We start from the raw sequence: 23,059 nt of genomic DNA, 5'->3' as shown, positions 1-23,059 counted from the left end.
GGGCCTGAGCCCGGTCCAATACCGTGCCCAGGCCCTCGCAGCTTAGGATCCTATTTGGCCAGTCCAACTTCCGGGGAGCAGTTCACTCTCCTGAAGGGAGTGATAGAGCGTTCCGGGTTTTCCCGCATTAAGTGAGAGAGGGTGCCTATTGGGCCTTGCCCAGGAAGTCCTGCAGGCGCTGGACGCCGGTGGCGAGGTCGTCGTCGCCCAGTGCGTACGAAAGGCGCAGGTAGCCGGAGGGGCCGAAGGCCTCACCCGGAACCACTGCCACCTCGACCTCGTCCAGGATCAGCGCGGCCAGCTCAGCGGACGTCTGCGGCGTGGCCGTGCCGGACGCCGTCGGGAAATCCTTCCCCAGCAGCGCGCGGACGTCCGCGTAGACGTAGAAGGCACCTTTCGGCGTCGGGCATTCCACCCCCTCGATGGCGTTCAGGCCAGCAACGATGGCCTTGCGGCGGCGGTCGAACGCCACCTTCATCTCGTCGACGGCGGTCAGCGGGCCGGAAACGGCAGCCAGGGCAGCGATCTGCATGATGTTGGAGACATTGGACGTTGCGTGCGACTGGAGGTTGGTGGCTGCCTTGATGACATCGGCCGGGCCGATCATCCAGCCCACGCGCCAGCCGGTCATGGCGTAGGTCTTCGCGACGCCGTTGAGGATGACGACCTTGTCGCCCAGCTCAGGGGCGGCGGTCGCGATCGAGGTGAAGGGAACGCCGTCGTACGTCAGGTGCTCGTAGATCTCGTCGGTGACCACCCAGAGGCCCTTGGCCGCCGCCCACTTGCCGATCTCGGCCACCTGCTCCGGCGAGTACACCGAGCCCGTGGGGTTGGAGGGCGAGACGAACAGCAGGATCTTCGTTTTGTCCGTGACAGCTGCCTCAAGCTGTTCAACGGTGACGAGGTAGTCCTGCTCCGGGCCGGCGAAGACCTCCACCGGCACGCCGCCTGCGAGCCGGATGGCCTCCGGATAGGTGGTCCAGAACGGAGTGGGAACAATGACCTCGTCGCCGGGATCCACCAGGGTGGCGAAAGTGTTGTAGACCGCCTGCTTGCCGCCGTTGGTCACCAAAACCTGGGAAGGGTCCACGGCGTAGCCGGAGTCGCGCAGGGTCTTCTCGGCGATGGCCTTCTTCAGTTCGGGCAGCCCGCCGGCGGGGGAGTAGCGGTGGTACTTCGGCTGGCTTGCCGCTTGGATGGCGGCCTGGACGATGTAGTCCGGAGTGGGAAAGTCGGGTTCACCCGCACCGAATCCAATGACCGGCCGGCCTGCAGCCTTCAGCGCCTTCGCCTTGGCATCAACGGCAAGGGTTGCGGATTCGGCAATGGCGGAAATGCGCTGGGAAACGCGGGCGGCAGACATGGCAGGTCCGTTCTTCGCTTGCAGCCTGGCGGCTGGAATGTGGGATTCGACGAGTTCTACTCTATGCTGTTCAGCGGACCCTCCGGGTTGCCCGTTTTGATTTGTGACTGTTCCGGTCAATGTCAGCCAGGGCAGCAGTCGGGGGCCGGAAACGGGCCGGTTCGACGAACGCGAAGTTGTTGCGTAGACTGGTTCACCGGTGTTGAAACACGGATGATGACGTGCGCCCCAGTGCAGCTGGCGGTTCGTCATCGGAGAGTGGAATTCACTCCATAGGGTAGTGGCGCAATTGGTAGCGCAGCGGTCTCCAAAACCGCAGGTTGCAGGTTCGAGTCCTGTCTGCCCTGCGCAAGCTGCCCCGGGCGAAAATCCGGGGCAAGCGCAGCAACCATGGTTCTGATCAGGACCGGGTAATCCAACATTGCAAAGATGAGCGAGGACCAGGTGACCGAAACAGCTGCCAGCAGCTCCAAGGGCCGCCCAGCTAAGAAGGACGCCAAGGCAAACTTCTTCGCTCGCATTGCACTTTTTGTCCGCCAGATCATCGGCGAACTGAAGAAGGTTGTTGCACCAACCCGCAAGGAACTGATTAATTACACACTCGTGGTGCTGGTGTTCGTGGGCATCATGATGGTCATCGTCAGCCTGCTGGACATTGGCTTCGGATCCGCCGTCAGCTGGCTCTTCGGCGGTAAAGGCCCCACGGACAGCTAAGGCTGTACCGTCCGCAGGCTGTGTGTTCCGTCCGGGAATCCGGAGGGAAACACCGGTGTGCGGAATTGAGCCATTTAAATAGGCATGTTAGGCAATGAGGAAGCAGGAGACCAAGTGTCTGAGCAGGAGCTCGAGGTAACCGAGACTGAGCTGGAAGAGTCCGCGGACATCACGGCAGAAGCCGGTGACGAGTCTGAGGTTGAGTCCTCCGCGCCCGAATCCGACGACGCCGATTCCGATGACTTCGACGCAAAGGCTGATGACGAGGCCGGCTCCGAGGAACAGTCCACCGACGCCCTCGCCGCTGCCGCCGCCAAGGCCGAGGTAGACCCCGCAGAAGAGTTCAAGGCCAAGCTGCGCCGCCAGGAAGGTGACTGGTACGTCATCCACTCCTACGCAGGTTACGAAAACCGCGTGAAGGCCAACCTGGAAACCCGCATCCAGACCCTGGACATGGAAGATTACATCTTCGAGATCCAGGTGCCGATGGAAGAAGTCGTTGAGATCAAGAATGCTCAGCGCAAGGTGATCAACCGCGTCCGCATCCCGGGCTATGTGCTGGTCCGCATGGACCTGACCGACGCCTCCTGGGGCGCCGTCCGGCACACCCCCGGCGTGACCGGCTTCGTGGGCAACGCCCACAACCCGGTGCCGCTGCGCCTCGATGAGGTATTCTCCATGCTTGCCCCCGTATTCGAGGAAGAGCAGGCCGAGAAGGGCAAGCCGGTCAACAAGCAGAACCAGGCTCCGGTGGACGTCGACTTCGAGGTCGGCGAGTCGGTCATCGTCAAGGAAGGCCCCTTCGAGACCCTTCCCGCCACGATCTCCGAGATCAAGGTCGAATCCCAGACCCTCGTGGTGCTGGTTTCCATCTTCGAGCGCGAAACGCCGGTCACCCTGGCGTTCAACCAGGTCACCAAGATCTGATTTCCAAAGAATTCGTCCCGGCGCTGCCCGCTTAGCAGCACCGGGACGGCCGGCCGCCTCGCCATGGCGGCCAAAAACCTGAGGCACGCTCCTGTGCCCCAGGACGTTATTGAGAGAAGGACCCTACATTGGCTCCCAAGAAGAAGGTCACCGGCCTCATCAAGCTGCAGATCCAGGCAGGTGCCGCTAACCCGGCTCCGCCGATCGGTCCTGCGCTTGGCCAGCACGGTGTCAACATCATGGAATTCTGCAAGGCGTACAACGCTGCGACGGAAGCCCAGCGCGGAAACGTCATCCCCGTGGAAATCACGGTCTACGAGGACCGTTCCTTCACGTTCATCACCAAGACCCCGCCGGCTGCAGAGCTCATCAAGAAGGCTGCAGGCGTCGCCAAGGGTTCAGCTACCCCGCACACCGTCAAGGTTGCCAAGCTGACCCAGGCCCAGGTCAACGAGATTGCTTCCACCAAGATGGAAGACCTCAACGCAACCAGCCTCGAAGGCGCAGCGAAGATCATCGCCGGCACCGCCCGCTCCATGGGTATCACCGTCGAAGGCTAGTCGCTTCCGTCGCCTTGGCGTCGGGCTCGGGAAACCGATCACGACGACGGGCGGCACCGCCGGGACAACCGGCACCACCTACATTGAAATGTTGGGAACCGGGCACGGATAACGAGTCCGCTCACCAACTGTGGCAGGGCCCAGCGCGGTCCGCAGACCACAACTGCACAAGGAGAAACAAGCAGCATGGCAAAGCGCAGCAAAGCATATGAGGCAGCAGCCGCCAAGATCGACGCGGAGAAGTTCTACGCGCCGTTCGAGGCAGTAACGCTCGCCAAGGACACCAACCCGTCCAAGTTCGACGCCACCGTTGAGGTTGCATTCCGCCTCGGCGTCGACCCCCGTAAGGCTGACCAGATGGTCCGCGGCACGGTCAACCTGCCCCACGGCACCGGCAAGACCGCCCGCGTCCTGGTTTTCGCCACGGGTGACAAGGCTGAAGCAGCAATCGCTGCCGGCGCCGACTTCGTTGGTTCCGATGACCTGATCGAAAAGATCGCCGGCGGCTGGACCGACTTCGACGCCGCCGTCGCCACCCCCGACCTCATGGGCAAGGTTGGCCGCCTCGGTAAGGTCCTGGGTCCGCGTAACCTGATGCCGAACCCCAAGACGGGCACCGTGACCCCTGACGTCACCAAGGCCGTCAACGACATCAAGGGTGGAAAGATCGACTTCCGCGTCGACAAGCACTCCAACCTGCACTTCATCATCGGCAAGGTGTCCTTCGACGCCATCAAGCTGGCCGAGAACTACGCAGCAGCACTGGAAGAGGTGCTTCGCCTGAAGCCGTCCGCTTCGAAGGGCCGCTACATCCAGAAGGCCACCGTTGCCACCACGTTCGGTCCCGGCATCTCCGTTGACCCGAACGTCACCAAGGTTCTGACCGAGGCCTAAATCCTCACTTGAACTTCCGTTGCGGACCTGTCCGCAGCAAACACAACCGCCCGGCACCTGCCGGGCGGTTGTGTTTTAAGCTTCCTGTCCCGGACGGGTGTCAGTTTGCCTAAGCTGTAGAAATGGCCGAACCGGAGTTGGATGGCGTCACGGGGACGCCCGATGCCCTCACGATTTCCGCCGTGGACGTCCTCCTGGCACCCGGCAGCGGAGCGGTGGCAAGCGCCGGGAACGCAACTGCCGACTTCACGGTGTGCCATGACATGCGCGTGGCCCACGAACTGGAGCTTTGGGGCAACCTGGACCGCTGCCCCACGCTGGCGGAAGCCCTGGAGTTCTGGCAGGGCAATGAGTACGAGGAGCGGCAGCTTTACCTTGCCAGGCTGGGCCGGGAACCAGTGGGCTTCTGCTCTGTGACGCTCCCGCTCCGCGAGAACACGCACACCGCCGGAATCGACGTCCTCATCTCACCGGCCCACCGGCGCCGGGGATTGGGACGCATCCTTCGGGAACACGCCGAAACCGTAGCCCGGGAGCGGGGCAGGATGTCCCTGGACGCTTATCACGAGGTCCCGCTGGCGAATGCGGACGGAGCTGTGCTGCTGCGCGCCAAATCCGGTGCGGGCGGCCTGCCGCTCACCGCCCCCGCCGTAGCCTTTGCCCTCGCTTCCGGCTACGAGCTGGAGCAGGTGGAGCGCTCCAGCCGCCTCGCGCTGCCGGTGGCCCCGGAACTGCTGGACGAGTTGGAGGCCGAGGCCTCTTCCCGGGCCGCAGGCTACGGTCTTACCGGCTGGGACGATCACTGCCCGGAGGCCCTGGTGGACGCCTACGCCCGGCTTAAGGCCACGATGACCGAGGACGTTCCCATCGCCGGCATGGACTGGGAAGGCGAAGACTGGGATGCCGCCCGCGTACGCGACGAAGAGCGGACGCTGTTCCGCGGCGGAGTCCAGTCGGCAGTGACGGCGGCCCTCCACCTAAGTACGGGCGAACTGGTTGCCTACACCGTCCTGAACTGGCGGCCCGGGGTTCCTGACACGATCGCCCAGCAGGACACGCTCGTTGCCGGAGGCCACCGCGGCCACCGCCTCGGGCTCCTGGTGAAACTGGCAAACCTTCGGCGCGCCCAGGGCCGGTGGCCGTCCGTGCGGTCAGTGTTGACGTGGAATGCCATTGAAAACCGACATATGCTGGCCATAAATAATGCCCTTGGATTCAGGCCCGCCGGCTATGAAGGTGAGTGGCAGAAACGGCTGGGATGAAGACGCCAATGGCAAAAGACGTGAAGATCGAACAGCTCTGGATCCCGGACTCACTCGACTCCCCGGACGCCGCAGACTTCCTTGCCGCGGTCGAGGTGGGCCGGAAGGTCCGGATGCAGACCTGGGGGAGCGACGACCTCGCCTACGAGCCGCTGGAAAAGCTCCTGGAATTTGAAGACCCCTATGAGCGGCAGCTCATCCTGGTGGCCAAAGTGGACGGCGAAATCGTGGGCACCGTGGACATCGCCCTGCCCCTCACCGACAACCTGGACCTCGCGGAGTTCACGCTGGACATCCTGCCGGAGTTCCAGCGCCAGGGCGTGGGCAGGCGGCTGCTCCAGGCGGCCGAACAGCTGGCCCGGGCGGAAGGCCGCACCATGATCCTGGTGGACACCAACCATCCGGGCGCGTCCCTTCACGAGTTTGAAAAGGCCCAGCTGGTCCCCGGCTCCGGCCAGGGCTTCGTGCCGCTGGAGAGCCGCGAAGTAGAGTTCGCGCAGAAGACCGGGTACACGCTCCAACACATCGAACAGTTCAGTTCCTGCGCGCTGCCCCTGGATTCGAAGCTGGTTGCGGACCTGCAGGCCGAAGCCGAGGAGGCCAACAACGGCCGCTACCGGCTGCACCACTGGACGGACCGGTGCCCGGACCAGTGGCTCGAAGCTGTCGCCGTCCTTGAGAACCAGGCGGGGGCCGACGTCGATCCCTCCTTGGAAGCGCCCGTTGAGCAGGACATGGTGTTCGACGGCGGCATCCTCCGGGAAGCGGAAGACGTCGCCATCGCGCAGGGGCGGCGGACGGTGGTCACCGCCGTCGAGCACCTCGCCACAGGTGCCCTTGTGGGCCTGACCACCATCACTGTCCTGGCGCACCGCGCCGACGTTGTCTTCCAGGACGACACACTGGTGCTGCAGGAACACCGCGGAAACAAACTCGGCCTGCTGATCAAGGTGGCAAACATGGAACGGCTCACCGAACAGTTTCCGGATGCCCGGATCATCTACACCTGGAATGCGCCGGAAAACCGGTACCTCCTGACGGTCAATAAGCAGCTGGGATTCCAGACGGCCGGGGTCACGGGCATCTGGCAGAAAGAACTCCCGCAGCTGGGCACAAGCACCAGCTGAGGGCGCGATTTGGCGCAGTGATGGCTCTCCCGTAGACTTGAAGGACCAAAGACCGTCGGTTGTTGGAAATCCACTCTCTCGAACATGGCTCAACTCTGCAGTTGTGCGCGGGAGACGCAGTGGGTTTCTGGACGAAGGACCCTCAACGTAGGGCGGCCGGCGCAGGTGAACGAAGCAACAGCTCCATGGGATATCCGTGTTGAGTCAAGCCCCGTGCATCTGCGCGGGGCGTTTTTAGTTTTAGCTCACCTTGAGCGGGGACCGTCGAATACCGGCACTATCCCCGGAAGGAGGGTTATGGCAACGCCTACCAAGGTTTCAGCAGTAGCTGAGATCACTAACGATTTCAAGGAATCGAACGCCGCTGTCCTGACCGAATACCGCGGGCTCACCGTTGCACAGCTCAAGCAGCTGCGTGTTTCTCTCGGCCAGGACACCAAGTTCGCGGTCGTCAAGAACACCCTGACCGCCATTGCAGCCAAGGAAGCCGGCGTTGAAGCATTCAACGACCAGCTCTCCGGCCCCACTGCAATCGCGTTCATCAAGGGTGACGCAGTTGCCGCTGCCAAGAGCCTGACGGATTTTGCCAAGACCAACAAGCAGCTTGTCATCAAGACCGGCTACTTCGAGGGCAAGGCTCTGAACGCCAGCGAGGTTGCCGCACTGGCAGCACTCGAGTCCCGTGAGCTGCAGCTCGCCAAGGTTGCAGGCGTCCTCAAGGCCCCTGCCGCCGCCGCTGCACGCATCATTGACGCACTGCGCCTCAAGCTTGAAGAAGAGAACGGTGCACCGGCAGCTGCCGAGGCGCCTGCCGCTGAAGAAGCACCTGCCGCAGAAGCTGAAGCCCCGGCTGACGCTCCCGCAGCTGAAGAGAACTAAGTCTCTTCACCCCACCAGACTCCGGTGTGATGCCCGGCCCCGCGCCGCTGAACACCACAACAGGAAGGACGCCTACCATGGCGAAGCTCAGCAACGAAGAGCTCATTGAAGCTTTCAAGGAACTGACCATCATCGAGCTCTCCGAGTTCGTCAAGCTCTTCGAAGAGACCTTCGAAGTTACCGCTGCTGCTGTTGCAGTTGCCGGCCCCGCCGGTGGCGCAGCTGCTGAAGAGGTTGAAGAGAAGACCGACTTCGACGTCGTCCTCGAAGCAGCCGGCGACAAGAAGATCGCAGTGATCAAGGAAGTTCGCGCCATCACTTCCCTGGGCCTCAAGGAAGCAAAGGACCTGGTTGACAGCGCTCCCAAGGCTGTCCTCGAAGGTGCTACCAAGGAAGCTGCCGAGAAGGCCAAGGAGCAGCTCGAGGCTGCAGGCGCCACCGTTACCCTCAAGTAACAACGCCTTTTCCGCGAAAAGCCCCGTCCACGTCATGTGGGCGGGGCTTTTGCGTTCCCAGCCGCGGTCAGGCCGGGTCGCTGATGTCCGCGACGACGGCACCCAGTGCTGCGGTCAGGGCGTCCGCATCCACGAAGGCGCTGTAGCCGTGGGCGCCTGCACCCATCGAGATCCTGCGTCCGGTAACGGTGGAGTCCGCATAGACCGGCCAGCTCTTGGTGCTGCCCAGCGGCGTGATGGTGCCGCGTTCATAGCCGGTTGCATCCAGGGCCGCGTCCGCGGGCGGCAGCGACAGCTTGTTGACGCCCACCAGGGTCCGCAGCTTCGGCCACGAGATCTGCCGGTCGCCGGGAATCAGCGCAAACAGGAACGAGCCGTCCTTGTGCTTGACCACCAGCGACTTCACGATGTCCGCCGGCGTGATTCCCAGGATCGCCGCCGCTTCCTCGAGGCTTTTGGCGGCGGGCCTTTCGACGATGTCCACCTGCAGGCCGCGGGCGGCGGCGTCGGCCAGGAATCGTCCATGTCCGACGCCGTCCGCGTCCTTCACAACTTCGTCCGCCATCAGTCGCGGTACAGCAGGAGCGCTTCGCCCTGCCCGCCGCCGCCGCACAGGGACACCGCCGCCTTGCCTGTTCCGCGGCGCTTGAGTTCATGTGCGGCATGCACGGCCAGGCGCGCGCCGGAGGCCCCGATGGGGTGGCCCAGTGCAATGGCCCCGCCGTGGATATTGCACTTCTCAAGCGGGTAGTCCAGGTCCTTGAGCGACTGCACCGCCACCGATCCGAAGGCTTCGTTGATTTCGATGAAGTCGAGGTCAGCAGTGGTCCATCCCGCCCGTGCCAGCGCGTTCCGGATGGCGTTGGAGGGCTGGGAGTGCAGTGAGTTGTCCGGTCCTGCCACCTGCCCGGGCTTCCCAACCACAGCGAGGTACTCAAGGCCGTGTTTCTCCGCATAGCCGCGGGAGGCCAGCACCAGGGCGGCGGCCCCGTCGGACAGGGGAGAGGAGTTGCCGGCGGTGATGGTCCCGTCCGTGACAAAGGCGGCGCGCAGGCCGGCAAGGGAATCCACAGACGTGTTGGGCCGAACCCCCTCGTCAGTGGACACCACGATGGGGTCCCCCTTGCGCTGCTTCACGCTGACCGGGACGATCTCGTCGTCGAACGTTCCATTCTTGGCAGCCAGCGCGGCACGCTGGTGGGACTGCGCAGCGACATTGTCCTGGGAGGTCCGGTCGATCCCCAGTGCCAGGTTGCGGGTCTCGGTGGAGAGGCCCATGGACTGGCCGTCGAAGGCGTCGGTCAGGCCATCGTGGGCGGCGGCGTCCAATGCCTGGATCGAGCCGTACGTCCACCCCTGCCTGGAACCGGGCAGCAGGTGCGGGGCCCGGGTCATGGATTCCTGGCCGCCGGCCACCACAACGTCCGCCTCCCCGGCCCGGATCAGGCGGGCGGCGTCAATCACCGCGGTGAGCCCGGACAGGCACACCTTGTTGACGGTCACGGCAGGGACGTCCCAGCCGATGCCGGCGCCGATGGAGCTTTGCCGGGCGGGGTTCTGGCCGGCGCCCGCCTGCAGCACCTGTCCCATGATGACGGCGTCCACGTCAGCGGCGTCCACGCCGCTGGCTTCCAGGGCAGCCTTGATGGCGCGGGCGCCGAGCTCCACCGCGGTGAAGCTTGCAAGCTGCCCGTTGAGCCGGCCCTGCGGTGTGCGCGCTGCTGCGAGTATGACAACGTCAGTGTTGTCAGGAGAGTTGCCCATGGTTATCTCTTCCGGTCCGTTTTCGGTGTAGGCCACCAAGGGTACCGTGACCCTGGTCACCTAACTATTCAAACGCCTGTCCCGCCAGGTGCATTCCGCAAAGCAAGCTGCATTCCGGAACGCGGGCGGCGCCTTGGGAAGCCTGTTCAGGAAGCCTCTTCAACGTCGCCAGGGAGTCGGGCGGAAATCCGGTGCTTGCAATCCCGCCGGATGTGGGGTAGACATGTAGGTTATTTTGCCGTATCGTAGATATTTGCGTCTTCCCTGTTTACCTTCAGCCTTCATATAGCGGTGGGCTTTGCCTGGCAGCTGACAATCAACGTGCCGTCAACAACGTCACAGCATGGTCAGCACCGGCCCCGGGTCATATAGCGGAACCGGATTGGTAGCACTGCGGAGCATTCCGCAGGGTGCACAGCGGGGGAGATCTGAAAACGCCTGAAGGTCTGTGGAAGGATCCCTCTTGGTCGCCTCGAGCACCTCTAATAACGAAACCGCTAACACCGCCGACAGCACTGATGGTGCCACTCGCCGGCTCTCATTCGCAAAGATTCACGAACCTCTTGACGTTCCGAATCTGCTTGCCCTCCAAACGGACAGCTTCGACTGGCTTGTCGGAAATGAGCGCTGGCAGGCACGCGTAGCGAAGGCTGTCGAAGAAAACGATCTCAGCGTCGCCACCACGTCCGGCCTGTCGGACATCTTCGAAGAGATCTCCCCGATCGAGGACTTCCAGGGCACCATGTCCCTGAGCTTCTCCGATCCGGAGTTCGCTGACCCCAAGTACACCATGGCCGAGTGCAAGGACCGGGACGCTACGTACTCGGCTCCGCTGTACGTCAAGGCCGAGTTCATGAACAACAACACGGGCGAAATCAAGCAGCAGACCGTGTTCATGGGTGACTTCCCGCTGATGACCGAGAAGGGCACCTTCGTCGTCAACGGCACCGAGCGTGTCGTCGTCTCCCAGCTGGTCCGTTCCCCGGGCGCCTACTTCGAGCGCGCCGCCGACAAGACCAGCGACAAGGACATCTTCACCGCGAAGATCATCCCGTCCCGCGGCGCCTGGTTCGAGCTCGAAATCGACAAGCGCGACCAGGTCGGCGTGCGCCTCGACCGCAAGCGCAAGCAGTCCGTCACGGTCCTGCTGAAGGCCCTCGGCTGGACCGAAGGCCAGATCCTCGAAGAGTTCGGCCAGTACGACTCCATGCGGGCAACCCTGGAGAAGGACGCCACCGAAACCCGCGAAGACGCGTTGCTGGACATCTACCGGAAGCTGCGACCGGGCGAGCCGCCCACCGTCGAGGCTGCCCAGTCCCTGCTGGACAACCTGTACTTCAACTCCAAGCGTTACGATCTGGCCAAGGTTGGCCGCTACAAGATCAACCGCAAGCTTGGCATCGACCGCTCCCTTGGCGACAAGGAAGCTTCGGTCCTGCACGTTGAAGACATCGTTGCCATGATCAAGTTCCTCGTCGCGCTGCACGCCGGCGAGAAGACCATCAAGGGCACCCGTGACGGCCAGGAAGTGGACCTGCGCGTCGAGATCGACGACATCGACCACTTCGGCAACCGCCGCATCCGCGCGGTCGGCGAGCTCATCGAGAACCAGGTCCGCACCGGTCTGTCCCGCATGGAGCGCGTGGTCCGCGAGCGTATGACCACCCAGGACGTCGAGGCCATCACGCCGCAGACCCTGATCAACATCCGCCCCGTGGTCGCCGCGATCAAGGAGTTCTTCGGAACCTCCCAGCTCTCGCAGTTCATGGACCAGAACAACCCGCTCTCGGGCCTGACCCACAAGCGCCGCCTGTCCGCGCTTGGCCCCGGCGGTCTGTCCCGTGACCGTGCCGGCATGGAAGTCCGTGACGTGCACCCGTCCCACTACGGACGTATGTGCCCCATCGAAACTCCTGAAGGCCCGAACATTGGCCTGATCGGTTCGCTGGCTTCCTACGGACGCATCAACCCGTTCGGCTTCATCGAGACCCCGTACCGCCTGGTCAAGGACGGCGTCGTTTCCGACGACGTCCAGTACCTGACCGCCGACGACGAGGCCGAGGTGCTGATCGCCCAGGCCAACGCGCCGCTGGACGAGAACAAGAAGTTCGCCGAAGACACCGTCCTGGTCCGTGCCCGCGGTGGTGGAGGCGAGCCTGTCCTCGTCCCCGCCGCCGACGTCGAGTTCATGGACGTTTCCCCGCGCCAGATGGTGTCCGTGGCTACCGCCCTGATCCCGTTCCTCGAGCATGACGATGCCAACCGTGCACTCATGGGTGCCAACATGCAGCGCCAGGCCGTGCCGCTGGTCCGTTCCGAGGCCCCCTTCGTGGGCACCGGCATGGAACGCGCCGCAGCCGTCGACGCCGGTGACGTTGTCATCGCGAAGAAGGCCGGCGTGGTCACCGAGGTTTCCGCCGAGCTCGTCATCATGCTCAACGACGACGGCACCGAGACCAACTACCGCATCAACAAGTTCGCCCGCTCCAACCAGGGCAACTGCTACAACCACCGTGTCCTGGTGAACGAAGGCCAGCGCCTGGAAGTTGGCGGCATCATCGCCGACGGCCCGGCAACGGACCAGGGCGAGCTCGCCCTCGGCAAGAACCTGCTCGTGGCATTCATGTCATGGGAAGGCCACAACTTCGAGGACGCCATCATCCTCTCGCAGCGCATTGTTGCCGAGGACGTCCTTTCCTCCATCCACATCGAGGAGCACGAGATCGATGCCCGCGACACCAAGCTTGGTGCCGAGGAAATCACCCGTGACATCCCCAACGTGTCCGAGGAAGTCCTGGCGGGCCTGGACGAGCGCGGCATCATCCACATCGGTGCCGAGGTTGAAGCAGGGGACATCCTGGTCGGAAAGGTCACCCCGAAGGGTGAAACCGAACTGACCCCGGAAGAGCGCCTGCTGCGCGCCATCTTTGGTGAGAAGTCGCGCGAAGTCCGCGACACCTCCCTGAAGGTTCCCCACGGCGAGTCCGGCACCGTCATCGGCGTTCGCGTCTTCGACCGCGACAACGACGACGAGCTGCCCCCGGGCGTGAACCAGCTGGTCCGCGTCTATGTCGCTGCCAAGCGCAAGATCACCGACGGCGACAAGCTCGCCGGCCGCCACGGCAACAAGGGTGTCATCTCCAAGATCCTCCCCGTTGAGGACATGCCCTTCCTTGCCGACGGCACCCCCGTTGATATCGTCCTGAACCCGCTGGGTGTTCCGGGCCGTATGAACGTCGGCCAGGTGCTCGAAACGCACCTCGGCTGGGTTGCCAAGACCGGTTGGAAGATCGAAGGCGAGCCCGAGTGGGTCAAGCAGCTGCCGAACCTGCCGCGCGAGAGTGGCCAGACCACTGTTGCAACGCCGGTGTTCGACGGCGCCCGCGAAGAGGAAATCACGGGCCTGCTGGACTCAACCAACGTGACGCGTGACGGCGAACGCCTGATCAACTCCTCCGGCAAGACCCGCCTGTTCGACGGCCGCTCCGGCGAGCCGTTCCCGGATCCGATCTCGGTCGGCTACATGTACATCCTGAAGCTCCACCACCTGGTGGACGACAAGATCCACGCGCGCTCCACCGGCCCGTACTCCATGATCACGCAGCAGCCGCTGGGTGGTAAGGCACAGTTCGGTGGCCAGCGCTTCGGTGAAATGGAAGTGTGGGCGCTCGAAGCTTACGGCGCCGCCTACACGCTCCAGGAGCTTCTCACGATCAAGTCTGACGACATCCATGGTCGCGTGAAGGTCTACGAAGCCATCGTCAAGGGCGAGAACATCCCCGAGCCGGGTGTTCCCGAGTCCTTCAAGGTCTTGATCAAGGAAATGCAGTCGCTGTGCCTGAACGTGGAAGTCCTCTCCACGGACGGAACCACAATTGAAATGCGTGACTCTGATGACGCAGTCTTCACGGCTGCGGAGGAACTGGGTATCGATCTGTCCCGTGCAGAGCCCAGTTCCGTAGAAGAGGTTTAGCAGGCGGGCGTACCGGGAAAGCAGCGCGCCACCCGCGCTCCCTTTCCGGTACCTCACCTCCCTCTTTCCGTAACCCAAGACTTCAGAATTTAGAGAACAAGAGAGAACAGGGACCATATGTCCAGCGAATCCTCCTTCGGCCTCATGCAGATCGGCCTCGCCACCGCGGAAGACATCCGCGGCTGGTCTTACGGCGAGGTTAAGAAGCCGGAAACCATCAACTACCGCACGCTCAAGCCCGAGAAGGACGGCCTCTTCTGCGAGAAGATCTTCGGCCCCTCCCGGGACTGGGAATGCTACTGCGGTAAGTACAAGCGCGTGCGCTTCAAGGGCATCATCTGTGAGCGGTGTGGCGTTGAAGTCACCCGCGCAAAGGTCCGCCGCGAACGCATGGGCCACATCGAGCTGGCCGCCCCGGTCACGCACATCTGGTACTTCAAGGGTGTTCCCTCACGCCTGGGCTACCTCCTTGACCTGGCGCCGAAGGACCTCGAAAAGGTCATCTACTTCGCTGCCTACATGATCACCAGCGTTGATGAAGCCGCCCGCCACGAGGAACTGCCCAACCTGCAGGTTGAGCACGACATCGAGAAGAAGCAGCTCATCGACAACCGCGACTCCGACATCGCGGCGATCGCCCGCGACCTCGAAGGCGAAATCGCCCGCCTCGAAGGCGAAGGCGCGAAGGCTGCCGACAAGAAGAAGGCCCGCGACTCCGCCGACCGCCAGATGGCCAACGTGCGCAAGCGTGCCGACGCCGACATCGAGCGCCTCGAGCAGGTCTGGGACCGCTTCAAGAACCTGAAGGTCGCTGACCTCGAGGGTGACGAAGGCCTGTACCGCGAGCTGCGCGACCGCTACGGCATGTACTTCGAAGGCTCCATGGGTGCCGAAGCCATCAAGAAGCGCCTTGAGAGCTTCGACATGCAGGCTGAATCTGACCTGCTGCGCGACATCATCGCCAACGGCAAGGGCCAGCGCAAGACCCGCGCCCTGAAGCGCCTGAAGGTGGTCAACGCGTTCCTGACCACCAACAACAGCCCGCTTGGCATGGTCCTCGACGCAGTTCCGGTGATCCCGCCGGAACTGCGCCCCATGGTCCAGCTGGACGGTGGCCGCTTCGCGACCTCCGACCTCAACGACCTGTACCGCCGCGTGATCAACCGCAACAACCGCCTCAAGCGCCTGCTTGACCTGGGTGCTCCGGAGATCATCGTCAACAACGAGAAGCGCATGCTTCAGGAAGCTGTTGACAGCCTCTTCGACAACGGCCGCCGCGGCCGTCCGGTCACCGGACCGGGCAACCGTCCGCTGAAGTCCCTGAGCGACATGCTCAAGGGCAAGCAGGGCCGTTTCCGCCAGAACCTCCTGGGCAAGCGCGTCGACTACTCGGGCCGTTCGGTCATCGTCGTCGGCCCGCAGCTGAAGCTGCACCAGTGCGGCCTGCCCAAGCAGATGGCGCTGGAGCTCTTCAAGCCGTTCGTGATGAAGCGCCTGGTTGACCTCAACCACGCCCAGAACATCAAGTCGGCCAAGCGAATGGTTGAGCGTTACCGCCCGCAGGTCTGGGACGTGCTGGAAGAGATCATCACCGAACACCCGGTGCTGCTCAACCGTGCACCTACCCTGCACCGCCTCGGCATCCAGGCCTTCGAGCCGCAGCTTGTTGAAGGCAAGGCAATCCAGCTCCACCCGCTGGTTTGTGGCGCCTTCAACGCCGACTTCGACGGCGACCAGATGGCAGTCCACCTGCCGCTGAGCCCCGAAGCCCAGGCTGAAGCCCGCATCCTGATGCTGTCCTCCAACAACATCCTGAAGCCCTCTGATGGACGCCCGGTCACCCTGCCGTCGCAGGATATGATCATCGGCCTCTACCACCTGACCACCAAGCGGAAGGGTTCGGCCGGTGAAGGCCGCATCTTCGGCTCGGTCGCAGAGGCCATCATGGCGTTCGACGCCCGCGAGCTGCACCTTAACTCGCAGGTCAAGATCCGCCTCGAAGGCTTCGTGCCGTACGCAGGCTGGGAAGCTCCGGAGGGCTGGGAGCCGGGTCAGCCGGCACTCGTCCAGACCTCCCTGGGCCAGGTTCTCTTCAACGAGACGCTGCCCGAGGACTACCCGTGGGTCGAGGCTGTTGCCGACAAGGGCGAACTGTCCCGCATCGTCAACGACCTCGCCGAGCGCTACCCGAAGGTCGTCACCGCGGCAACGCTGGACAACCTCAAGGATGCCGGTTTCTACTGGGCCACCCGCTCGGGCGTTACCGTCGCCATCTCGGACATCGAGGTTCCGGCCGCAAAGCCTGCGATCCTCGCCGGTTACGAGGAACGCGCTGCCAAGATCCAGGGCCAGTACGACAAGGGCCTGATTGACGACGACGAGCGTCGCCAGGAACTGATCGAAATCTGGAACAAGGCAACCAACGAGATCGCCCAGGCAATGCGCGACAGCCTGTCACCGATGAACACCATCAACCGCATGGTGTCCTCCGGTGCACGTGGTAACTGGATGCAGGTCCGCCAGATCGCGGGTATCCGTGGCCTGGTGGCCAACCCTAAGGGTGAAATCATCCCGCGCCCCATCAAGTCCTCCTACCGCGAGGGCCTGTCGGTGCTGGAGTACTTCATCGCCACGCACGGTGCCCGTAAGGGCCTGGCTGACACCGCTCTGCGTACCGCAAACTCGGGTTACCTGACCCGTCGCCTTGTGGACGTGTCCCAGGACGTCATCGTCCGCGAAGAGGACTGCGGCACCGAGCGTGGCCTGGTCACGCCCATCGCCGTCGCCGATTCCAACGGCGAGCTGGTCCTGGACGAGAACGTCGAGAACAGTGCCTACGCACGTACCCTCGCCGTCGACGTCGTGGATGCCGAGGGCAAGGTCCTTGCGGCCGCCGGCACCGACTGCGGCGACGTTGTCATCGACGAGCTGTTCAAGGCAGGCATCACCGAGGTCAAGGTCCGCTCCGTACTCACCTGTGAGTCCAGCGTCGGAACCTGTGCCCTGTGCTACGGCCGTTCACTGGCAACCGGCAAGACCGTGGACATCGGCGAGGCCGTGGGCATCATCGCCGCACAGTCCATCGGTGAGCCCGGTACCCAGCTGACCATGCGTACGTTCCACACCGGTGGTGCAGTCTCCGCCAGCGGCGGCGACGACATCACCCAGGGTCTGCCCCGTATCCAGGAGCTCTTCGAAGCCCGTACTCCGAAGGGTGTTGCACCGATTGCCGAAGCAGCCGGCCGCATCACCATCGAAGAGTCCGAGCGCCAGATGCGCCTGGTCATCACCCCCGATGACGGAACCGAAGAGATCGCCTACCCGGTCCTGCGCCGTTCACGCCTGCTGATCGAGGATGGCGACCACGTCACCGTCGGCCAGAAGCTGATCAACGGACCGGTGGATCCCAAGCAGGTCCTGCGCATCATGGGTCCGCGTGCGGCACAGAAGTTCCTGGTGGACGAGGTCCAGGGCGTGTACCGCAGCCAGGGCATCGGTATCCACGACAAGCACGTCGAGGTTATCGTCCGCCAGATGCTGCGCCGCGTCACGGTCATCGAGTCCGGCGAGTCGGACCTGCTGCCCGGCGAGCTCGCCGAGCGCAGCCGCTTCGAAGATGCCAACCGCCGCGTTGTGTCCGAGGGCAAGACTCCGGCATCCGGACGTCCTGAGCTCATGGGCATCACCAAGGCGTCGCTGGCCACCGAGTCCTGGCTGTCCGCAGCTTCCTTCCAGGAGACCACCCGCGTCCTGACGCAGGCGGCCATGGAAGGAAAGAGCGATCCGCTGCTGGGCCTCAAGGAGAACGTCATCATCGGTAAGCTGATCCCGGCCGGCACGGGCCTCCCGCGCTACACCGAGGTCACCGTGGAGCCCACTGAGGAAGCAAAGGCCAACCTGTTCACCGGCCCCAGCGCCTTCAGTGACTTCTCGTACGACACCCTGGGCGGGGATGGAGCTCCCGAGTTCCACGCCATCCCGCTGGATGACTACGACCTGGGCAACGACTTCCGCTAAAGCGGCAGTCCCGCTGATTGATGGAAGGCCCCGTCCCCGCACCGTGGGGACGGGGCCTTCCCGTTGGGGCGGCATGGCCCTGATTAAGGGGTACGGGCCGTCCATGCTAGACTTGTTACCAATTGTTATTGTGGCAGTGGATGAGTGCGCCGGTACCAGCCGAAAGGCTGAACCAGAGCGACGTTTCCGGTTTGCAGGGTTCTTGTGCAACGTATGCCACATTTTTGCATGCCTAGGGGCCATTGAAGACGTAAGTCAGTTCCTATGGATGCGATCCGACTATTAAGGCTTCGCCTTCGCCGCCATGGAGAACTTCTTCAAGGCCCGGGCGGCGGGGCAACGCAAAGGAGAGTGGCCGGAAGCGGCCACTCCGGATAAAACGGAGAACACGAGAGTGCCTACGATTAACCAGCTGGTCCGCAAGGGCCGCACGCCTAAGGTCTCAAAGACCAAGGCTCCCGCGCTTAAGGGCAGCCCCATGCGCCGCGGTGTCTGCACCCGCGTCTACACCACCACCCCGAAGAAGCCGAACTCGGCTCTGCGTAAGGTGGCACGTGTGCGCCTCAACGGCGGCGTGGAAGTTACCGCCTACATCCCCGGTGTTGGCCACAACCTGCAGGAGCACTCCATTGTGCTCGTTCGCGGTGGTCGTGTGAAGGACCTTCCGGGTGTCCGCTACAAGATCGTCCGTGGTGCCCTCGATACCCAGGGTGTCAAGAACCGTAAGCAGGCACGCAGCCGCTACGGCGCAAAGATGGAGAAGAAGTAATATGCCTCGCAAGGGTCCGGCCCCCAAGCGGCCGCTCGTACTAGATCCCGTTTACGGCTCCCCGCTGGTCACCCAGCTCATCAACAAGGTGCTCGTTGACGGCAAGAAGTCCACTGCAGAGCGCATCGTCTACGGTGCCCTCGAAGGCGCCCGTGCCAAGTCCGGCGGCGACCCCGTAGCAGCCCTCAAGAAGGCCATGGACAACGTCAAGCCTTCCCTCGAGGTCCGCTCCCGCCGTGTTGGTGGCGCAACCTACCAGGTTCCGGTCGAGGTCAAGCCGGGCCGCTCCACCGCCCTCGCCCTGCGTTGGCTGGTTGGCTACTCCAAGGCCCGCCGCGAAAAGACGATGACCGAGCGCCTCCAGAACGAAATCCTGGATGCATCCAACGGTCTCGGTGCCGCTGTGAAGCGTCGCGAAGACACCCACAAGATGGCCGAGTCCAACAAGGCCTTCGCACACTACCGCTGGTAATACTCCCGGGCGCCGCCGGCTCAACCGAGCCGGCGGCGAACGCGTAGTCAATCCCAAAAGGAGACCCCGTGGCACAGGACGTGCTTACCGACCTTAGTAAGGTCCGCAACATCGGCATCATGGCCCACATTGATGCCGGCAAGACCACCACCACCGAGCGCATCCTGTTCTACACGGGTGTGAACCACAAGATCGGCGAAACGCACGACGGCGCTTCGACCACTGACTGGATGGAACAGGAAAAGGAACGCGGCATCACCATCACGTCTGCCGCCGTGACCTGCTTCTGGGAAAACAACCAGATCAACATCATCGACACCCCCGGCCACGTTGACTTCACCGTAGAGGTTGAGCGCTCCCTGCGCGTCCTCGACGGTGCCGTTGCCGTCTTCGATGGCAAGGAAGGCGTTGAGCCCCAGTCTGAGACCGTTTGGCGCCAGGCTGACAAGTACAACGTTCCCCGCATCTGCTTCGTCAACAAGATGGACAAGCTCGGTGCCGACTTCTACTTCACCGTAGACACCATCATCAGCCGCCTCGGCGCCAAGCCGCTGGTCATGCAGCTGCCGATCGGTGCAGAGAACGACTTCATCGGCGTTGTGGACCTGCTCTACATGCGCGCCCTCGTGTGGCCCGGCGATGCCAAGGGCGACGTGACCATGGGTGCCAAGTACGAAATCCGCGAGATCCCGGCCGACCTCCAGGCAAAGGCTGACGAGTACCGCGCGAACCTCGTTGAGACCGTCGCCGAGTCCTCCGAAGAACTCATGGAGAAGTACCTTGAGGGCGAAGAGATCTCGATCGATGAGCTCAAGGCCGGCATCCGCAAGATGACGATCAACTCCGAGCTGTACCCGATCTTCTGCGGTTCCGCATTCAAGAACCGTGGCGTCCAGCCCATGCTCGATGCAGTCGTGGACTACCTGCCGAACCCGCTCGACGTCCCCCCGATGATCGGCCACGATCCTCGCGACGAAGAGAAGGAACTGACCCGCAAGCCTTCCTCCGAAGAGCCGTTCTCCGCTCTCGCGTTCAAGATTGCGGCCCACCCGTTCTTCGGCCAGCTGACCTTCATCCGCGTGTACTCCGGTCACGTGGAAGCAGGCGCGCAGGTGGTTAACTCCACCAAGGGCAAGAAAGAGCGCATCGGCAAGCTGTTCCAGATGCACGCCAACAAGGAAATGCCCGTTGAGGGCGCTACCGCCGGCCACATCTACGCAGCCATTGGCCTGAAGGACACCACCACGGGCGACACCCTGTGTGACTCCGCGAACCAGATCGTCCTCGAGTCCATGAGCTTCCCGGAGCCTGTGATCTCGGTTGCCATCGAGCCGAACACCAAGGGTGACCAGGAGAAGCTCTCCACGGCCATCCAGAAGCTCTCCGCTGAGGACCCCACCTTCCAGGTGTCCCTCAACGAAGACACCGGCCAGACCATCATCGCCGGCATGGGCGAGCTCCACCTGGACATCCTGGTGGACCGCATGCGCCGCGAGTTCAAGGTCGAAGCCAACGTGGGCAAGCCGCAGGTCGCCTACCGCGAAACCATCAAGCGTGCTGTGGAGCGTCACGACTACACGCACAAGAAGCAGACCGGTGGTTCGGGCCAGTTCGCAAAGATCCAGATTGCGATCGAGCCGCTGGACACTGCCGAGGGCGAGCTGTACGAGTTCGAGAACAAGGTCACCGGTGGCCGCGTTCCCCGCGAGTACATCCCGTCGGTTGACGCTGGTATCCAGGATGCGCTGAACGACGGCGTCCTGGCCGGCTACCCGGTTGTTGGCATCAAGGCAACGCTGATTGACGGCGCCTACCACGATGTCGACTCCTCGGAAATGGCGTTCAAGATCGCCGGCCGTATGGCTTTCAAGGAAGCTGCACGCAAGGCGAACCCTGTCCTGCTCGAACCGCTGATGGATGTCGAGGTCCGCACCCCTGAGGAATACATGGGTGAAGTTATTGGTGACCTCAACTCCCGCCGTGGCCAGATGCAGTCCATGGAAGATGCACAGGGCGTCAAGGTCATCCGTGCGCACGTCCCGCTGTCCGGCATGTTCGGCTACATCGGTGACCTGCGCTCCAAGACCCAGGGCCGTGCTGTGTACTCCATGACGTTCAACAGCTACGCCGAGGTCCCGAAGGCTGTTGCCGACGAGATCATCCAGAAGAGCCGCGGCGAATAGTCCCCTGGGACTTTTCTAAGCGAACAACCTCGGGTGCGCCTGCCGGAAGCGGTCAGCGCAGCCGGTGCAGGTGGCCGGGCCGGTCGGATTCATCCGGTCAAGCCGGGTCCCGGCCATCTGCACGAACAGGCTCAAGGCACTAGTATTAGTTCCTGAATCTGCAATTTCACCAATCCAAAGCCCCCCAAGTAGACTTACCTGAGTTTCCGCCGCGACAAGCGCGGCTGAAGGGTACGTCATTTGAAAACGTTCTAGGAGGAACCTGTGGCAAAGGCAAAGTTCGAGCGGACTAAGCCGCACGTTAACATCGGCACCATTGGTCACGTTGACCACGGTAAGACGACGTTGACGGCCGCCATTTCCAAGGTGCTGTACGACAAGTACCCGGATCTCAACGAGAAGCGCGACTTCGCGTCGATCGACTCTGCTCCCGAAGAGCGTCAGCGCGGTATTACCATCAACATCTCCCACGTGGAGTACCAGACCGAGAAGCGCCACTACGCACACGTAGACGCTCCCGGTCACGCTGACTACATCAAGAACATGATCACCGGTGCTGCCCAGATGGACGGCGCAATCCTCGTGGTTGCTGCTACCGATGGCCCCATGGCTCAGACCCGCGAGCACGTTCTGCTCGCCCGCCAGGTTGGTGTTCCCTACCTGCTGGTCGCCCTGAACAAGGCTGACATGGTTGACGATGAGGAACTGCTGGACCTCGTTGAAATGGAAGTTCGTGAGCTCCTCAGCTCGCAGGGCTTCGATGGCGACGAAGCACCGGTTGTCCGCGTTTCAGGCCTCAAGGCCCTGGAAGGCGACCCCGAGTGGGTCAAGTCCGTTGAGGACCTGATGGCTGCTGTGGACGAGTCCGTTCCGGACCCCATCCGCGACCGCGACAAGCCCTTCCTGATGCCGATCGAGGACGTCTTCACCATCACCGGCCGTGGCACCGTTGTTACGGGCCGCGCCGAGCGTGGAACCCTCGCCATCAACTCCGAGGTCGAGATCGTCGGCATCCGTCCGGTCCAGAAGACCACGGTTACCGGTATCGAGATGTTCCACAAGCAGCTCGACGAAGCATGGGCCGGCGAGAACTGTGGCCTCCTGCTCCGCGGTCTGAAGCGCGACGATGTTGAGCGTGGCCAGGTTGTCGTCAAGCCGGGTTCCATCACCCCGCACACCGACTTCGAGGCTAACGTCTACATCCTCTCCAAGGACGAAGGCGGGCGTCACAACCCGTTCTACTCCAACTACCGCCCGCAGTTCTACTTCCGTACCACGGACGTAACCGGCGTTATCACCCTGCCCGAGGGCACGGAAATGGTTATGCCCGGCGACAACACTGAGATGACCGTTGCGCTCATCCAGCCGATCGCAATGGAAGAGGGCCTCGGCTTCGCAATCCGCGAAGGCGGCCGCACCGTTGGTTCAGGACGCGTTACCAAGATCATCAAGTAATTCTTGTTGAACTGAAGAACAGCCCCGCTGCTACTGCAGCGGGGCTGTTCTTTTCGGTTAACGCGGCCCTGATACTGTTGCTGGACCGAAAGGAGTTCACCATGGGCTGGCTAATTTTCCTGATCATCGCGGTTGCCGTCGTGGCCGGTGTGTTTTGGGCCAGGCGGTATTTCCGCCACGAGATCGACCGCGCGAAGCGCATCAACAGGGCTAACAAGGAGCTGTAGCTGCTCACGGCGCCCCCG

18 protein-coding genes and 1 tRNA gene are annotated in these 23,059 nt (G+C 63.0%); 16 read left to right on the top strand and 3 right to left on the bottom strand.

What is annotated here, in order from left to right:
- Positions 1–145 precede the first annotated feature (145 nt).
- Positions 146–1,363, bottom strand: a complete 1,218-nt coding sequence (locus PV768_RS19970; RefSeq protein ID WP_421093990.1) for a pyridoxal phosphate-dependent aminotransferase — start codon at positions 1,361–1,363, stop codon at positions 146–148.
- 274 nt (positions 1,364–1,637) lie between these two features.
- Between PV768_RS19970 and PV768_RS19965 the strand changes: the two genes are divergently transcribed.
- The 9 genes from PV768_RS19965 (at position 1,638) to rplL (ending at position 8,181) form a co-directional block, all read left to right on the top strand.
- Positions 1,638–1,710: transfer RNA gene (locus PV768_RS19965), tRNA-Trp, on the top strand.
- 82 nt (positions 1,711–1,792) lie between these two features.
- Positions 1,793–2,077: a preprotein translocase subunit SecE gene (secE, locus tag PV768_RS19960; protein ID WP_421093989.1), complete on the top strand. Its 285-nt coding sequence runs from the start codon at positions 1,793–1,795 to the stop codon at positions 2,075–2,077.
- Positions 2,078–2,191: 114 nt separating this feature from the next.
- A complete protein-coding gene (gene nusG / locus PV768_RS19955; RefSeq protein WP_321214082.1) occupies positions 2,192–3,004 on the top strand; it encodes a transcription termination/antitermination protein NusG in 813 nt (270 codons plus the stop codon).
- Between the two features lie 128 nt (positions 3,005–3,132).
- On the top strand, positions 3,133–3,564 hold the full coding sequence (gene rplK, locus PV768_RS19950) for a 50S ribosomal protein L11 (RefSeq protein ID WP_003803853.1): 432 nt from the start codon (positions 3,133–3,135) through the stop codon (positions 3,562–3,564).
- A gap of 186 nt (positions 3,565–3,750) precedes the next feature.
- Positions 3,751–4,458 carry a 50S ribosomal protein L1 gene (gene rplA, locus PV768_RS19945; protein ID WP_157241598.1) on the top strand — a complete coding sequence of 236 codons (708 nt, stop codon included), beginning with the start codon at positions 3,751–3,753 and terminating at the stop codon, positions 4,456–4,458.
- A 122-nt stretch (positions 4,459–4,580) separates the two neighbouring features.
- A complete protein-coding gene (locus PV768_RS19940; protein WP_421093988.1) occupies positions 4,581–5,720 on the top strand; it encodes a GNAT family N-acetyltransferase in 1,140 nt (379 codons plus the stop codon).
- Positions 5,721–5,728: 8 nt separating this feature from the next.
- The gene (locus PV768_RS19935) at positions 5,729–6,847 is read left to right on the top strand and encodes a GNAT family N-acetyltransferase (RefSeq protein WP_157241600.1); all 1,119 of its coding nucleotides are present in this window, start codon (positions 5,729–5,731) and stop codon (positions 6,845–6,847) included.
- A 297-nt stretch (positions 6,848–7,144) separates the two neighbouring features.
- Positions 7,145–7,726 carry a 50S ribosomal protein L10 gene (gene rplJ / locus PV768_RS19930; RefSeq protein WP_104998642.1) on the top strand — a complete coding sequence of 194 codons (582 nt, stop codon included), beginning with the start codon at positions 7,145–7,147 and terminating at the stop codon, positions 7,724–7,726.
- Positions 7,727–7,803: 77 nt separating this feature from the next.
- A complete protein-coding gene (gene rplL, locus PV768_RS19925; protein ID WP_013601842.1) occupies positions 7,804–8,181 on the top strand; it encodes a 50S ribosomal protein L7/L12 in 378 nt (125 codons plus the stop codon).
- Positions 8,182–8,248: 67 nt separating this feature from the next.
- Here the strand turns inward: rplL and PV768_RS19920 are convergent, their stop codons facing one another.
- Positions 8,249–8,746, bottom strand: a complete 498-nt coding sequence (locus PV768_RS19920) for an aminoacyl-tRNA deacylase (protein WP_157241601.1) — start codon at positions 8,744–8,746, stop codon at positions 8,249–8,251.
- Entirely contained in the window at positions 8,746–9,945 is a 1,200-nt protein-coding gene (locus PV768_RS19915) for an acetyl-CoA C-acetyltransferase (protein ID WP_157243022.1), read from the bottom strand. The genes PV768_RS19920 and PV768_RS19915 overlap by 1 nt, the downstream gene beginning before the upstream one ends.
- A gap of 463 nt (positions 9,946–10,408) precedes the next feature.
- Here PV768_RS19915 and rpoB point away from each other — a divergent pair, with 463 nt between their 5' ends.
- The 7 genes from rpoB (at position 10,409) to PV768_RS19880 (ending at position 23,041) form a co-directional block, all read left to right on the top strand.
- Entirely contained in the window at positions 10,409–13,918 is a 3,510-nt protein-coding gene (rpoB, locus tag PV768_RS19910; protein ID WP_157241602.1) for a DNA-directed RNA polymerase subunit beta, read from the top strand.
- A 117-nt stretch (positions 13,919–14,035) separates the two neighbouring features.
- Entirely contained in the window at positions 14,036–17,935 is a 3,900-nt protein-coding gene (locus tag PV768_RS19905; protein WP_421093987.1) for a DNA-directed RNA polymerase subunit beta', read from the top strand.
- A 394-nt stretch (positions 17,936–18,329) separates the two neighbouring features.
- Positions 18,330–18,704 (top strand): 30S ribosomal protein S12, encoded by a 375-nt coding sequence (gene rpsL / locus PV768_RS19900; protein WP_009358312.1) that lies wholly within the window; start codon positions 18,330–18,332, stop codon positions 18,702–18,704.
- A gap of 1 nt (position 18,705) precedes the next feature.
- The gene (gene rpsG / locus PV768_RS19895) at positions 18,706–19,176 is read left to right on the top strand and encodes a 30S ribosomal protein S7 (RefSeq protein WP_026531948.1); all 471 of its coding nucleotides are present in this window, start codon (positions 18,706–18,708) and stop codon (positions 19,174–19,176) included.
- 68 nt (positions 19,177–19,244) lie between these two features.
- Positions 19,245–21,359, top strand: a complete 2,115-nt coding sequence (gene fusA, locus PV768_RS19890; protein ID WP_321214080.1) for an elongation factor G — start codon at positions 19,245–19,247, stop codon at positions 21,357–21,359.
- A gap of 264 nt (positions 21,360–21,623) precedes the next feature.
- Positions 21,624–22,814, top strand: coding sequence for an elongation factor Tu (gene tuf, locus PV768_RS19885; protein WP_104998637.1), 1,191 nt, complete (start codon positions 21,624–21,626; stop codon positions 22,812–22,814).
- A gap of 101 nt (positions 22,815–22,915) precedes the next feature.
- Positions 22,916–23,041: a hypothetical protein gene (locus PV768_RS19880; protein WP_255428758.1), complete on the top strand. Its 126-nt coding sequence runs from the start codon at positions 22,916–22,918 to the stop codon at positions 23,039–23,041.
- Positions 23,042–23,059 lie beyond the last annotated feature (18 nt).

Origin of the sequence: Pseudarthrobacter sp. CC4 (assembly GCF_048957775.1) — a bacterium.
Classification (GTDB): domain Bacteria; phylum Actinomycetota; class Actinomycetes; order Actinomycetales; family Micrococcaceae; genus Arthrobacter.
This window is presented reverse-complemented; position numbering and strand designations above follow the sequence as displayed.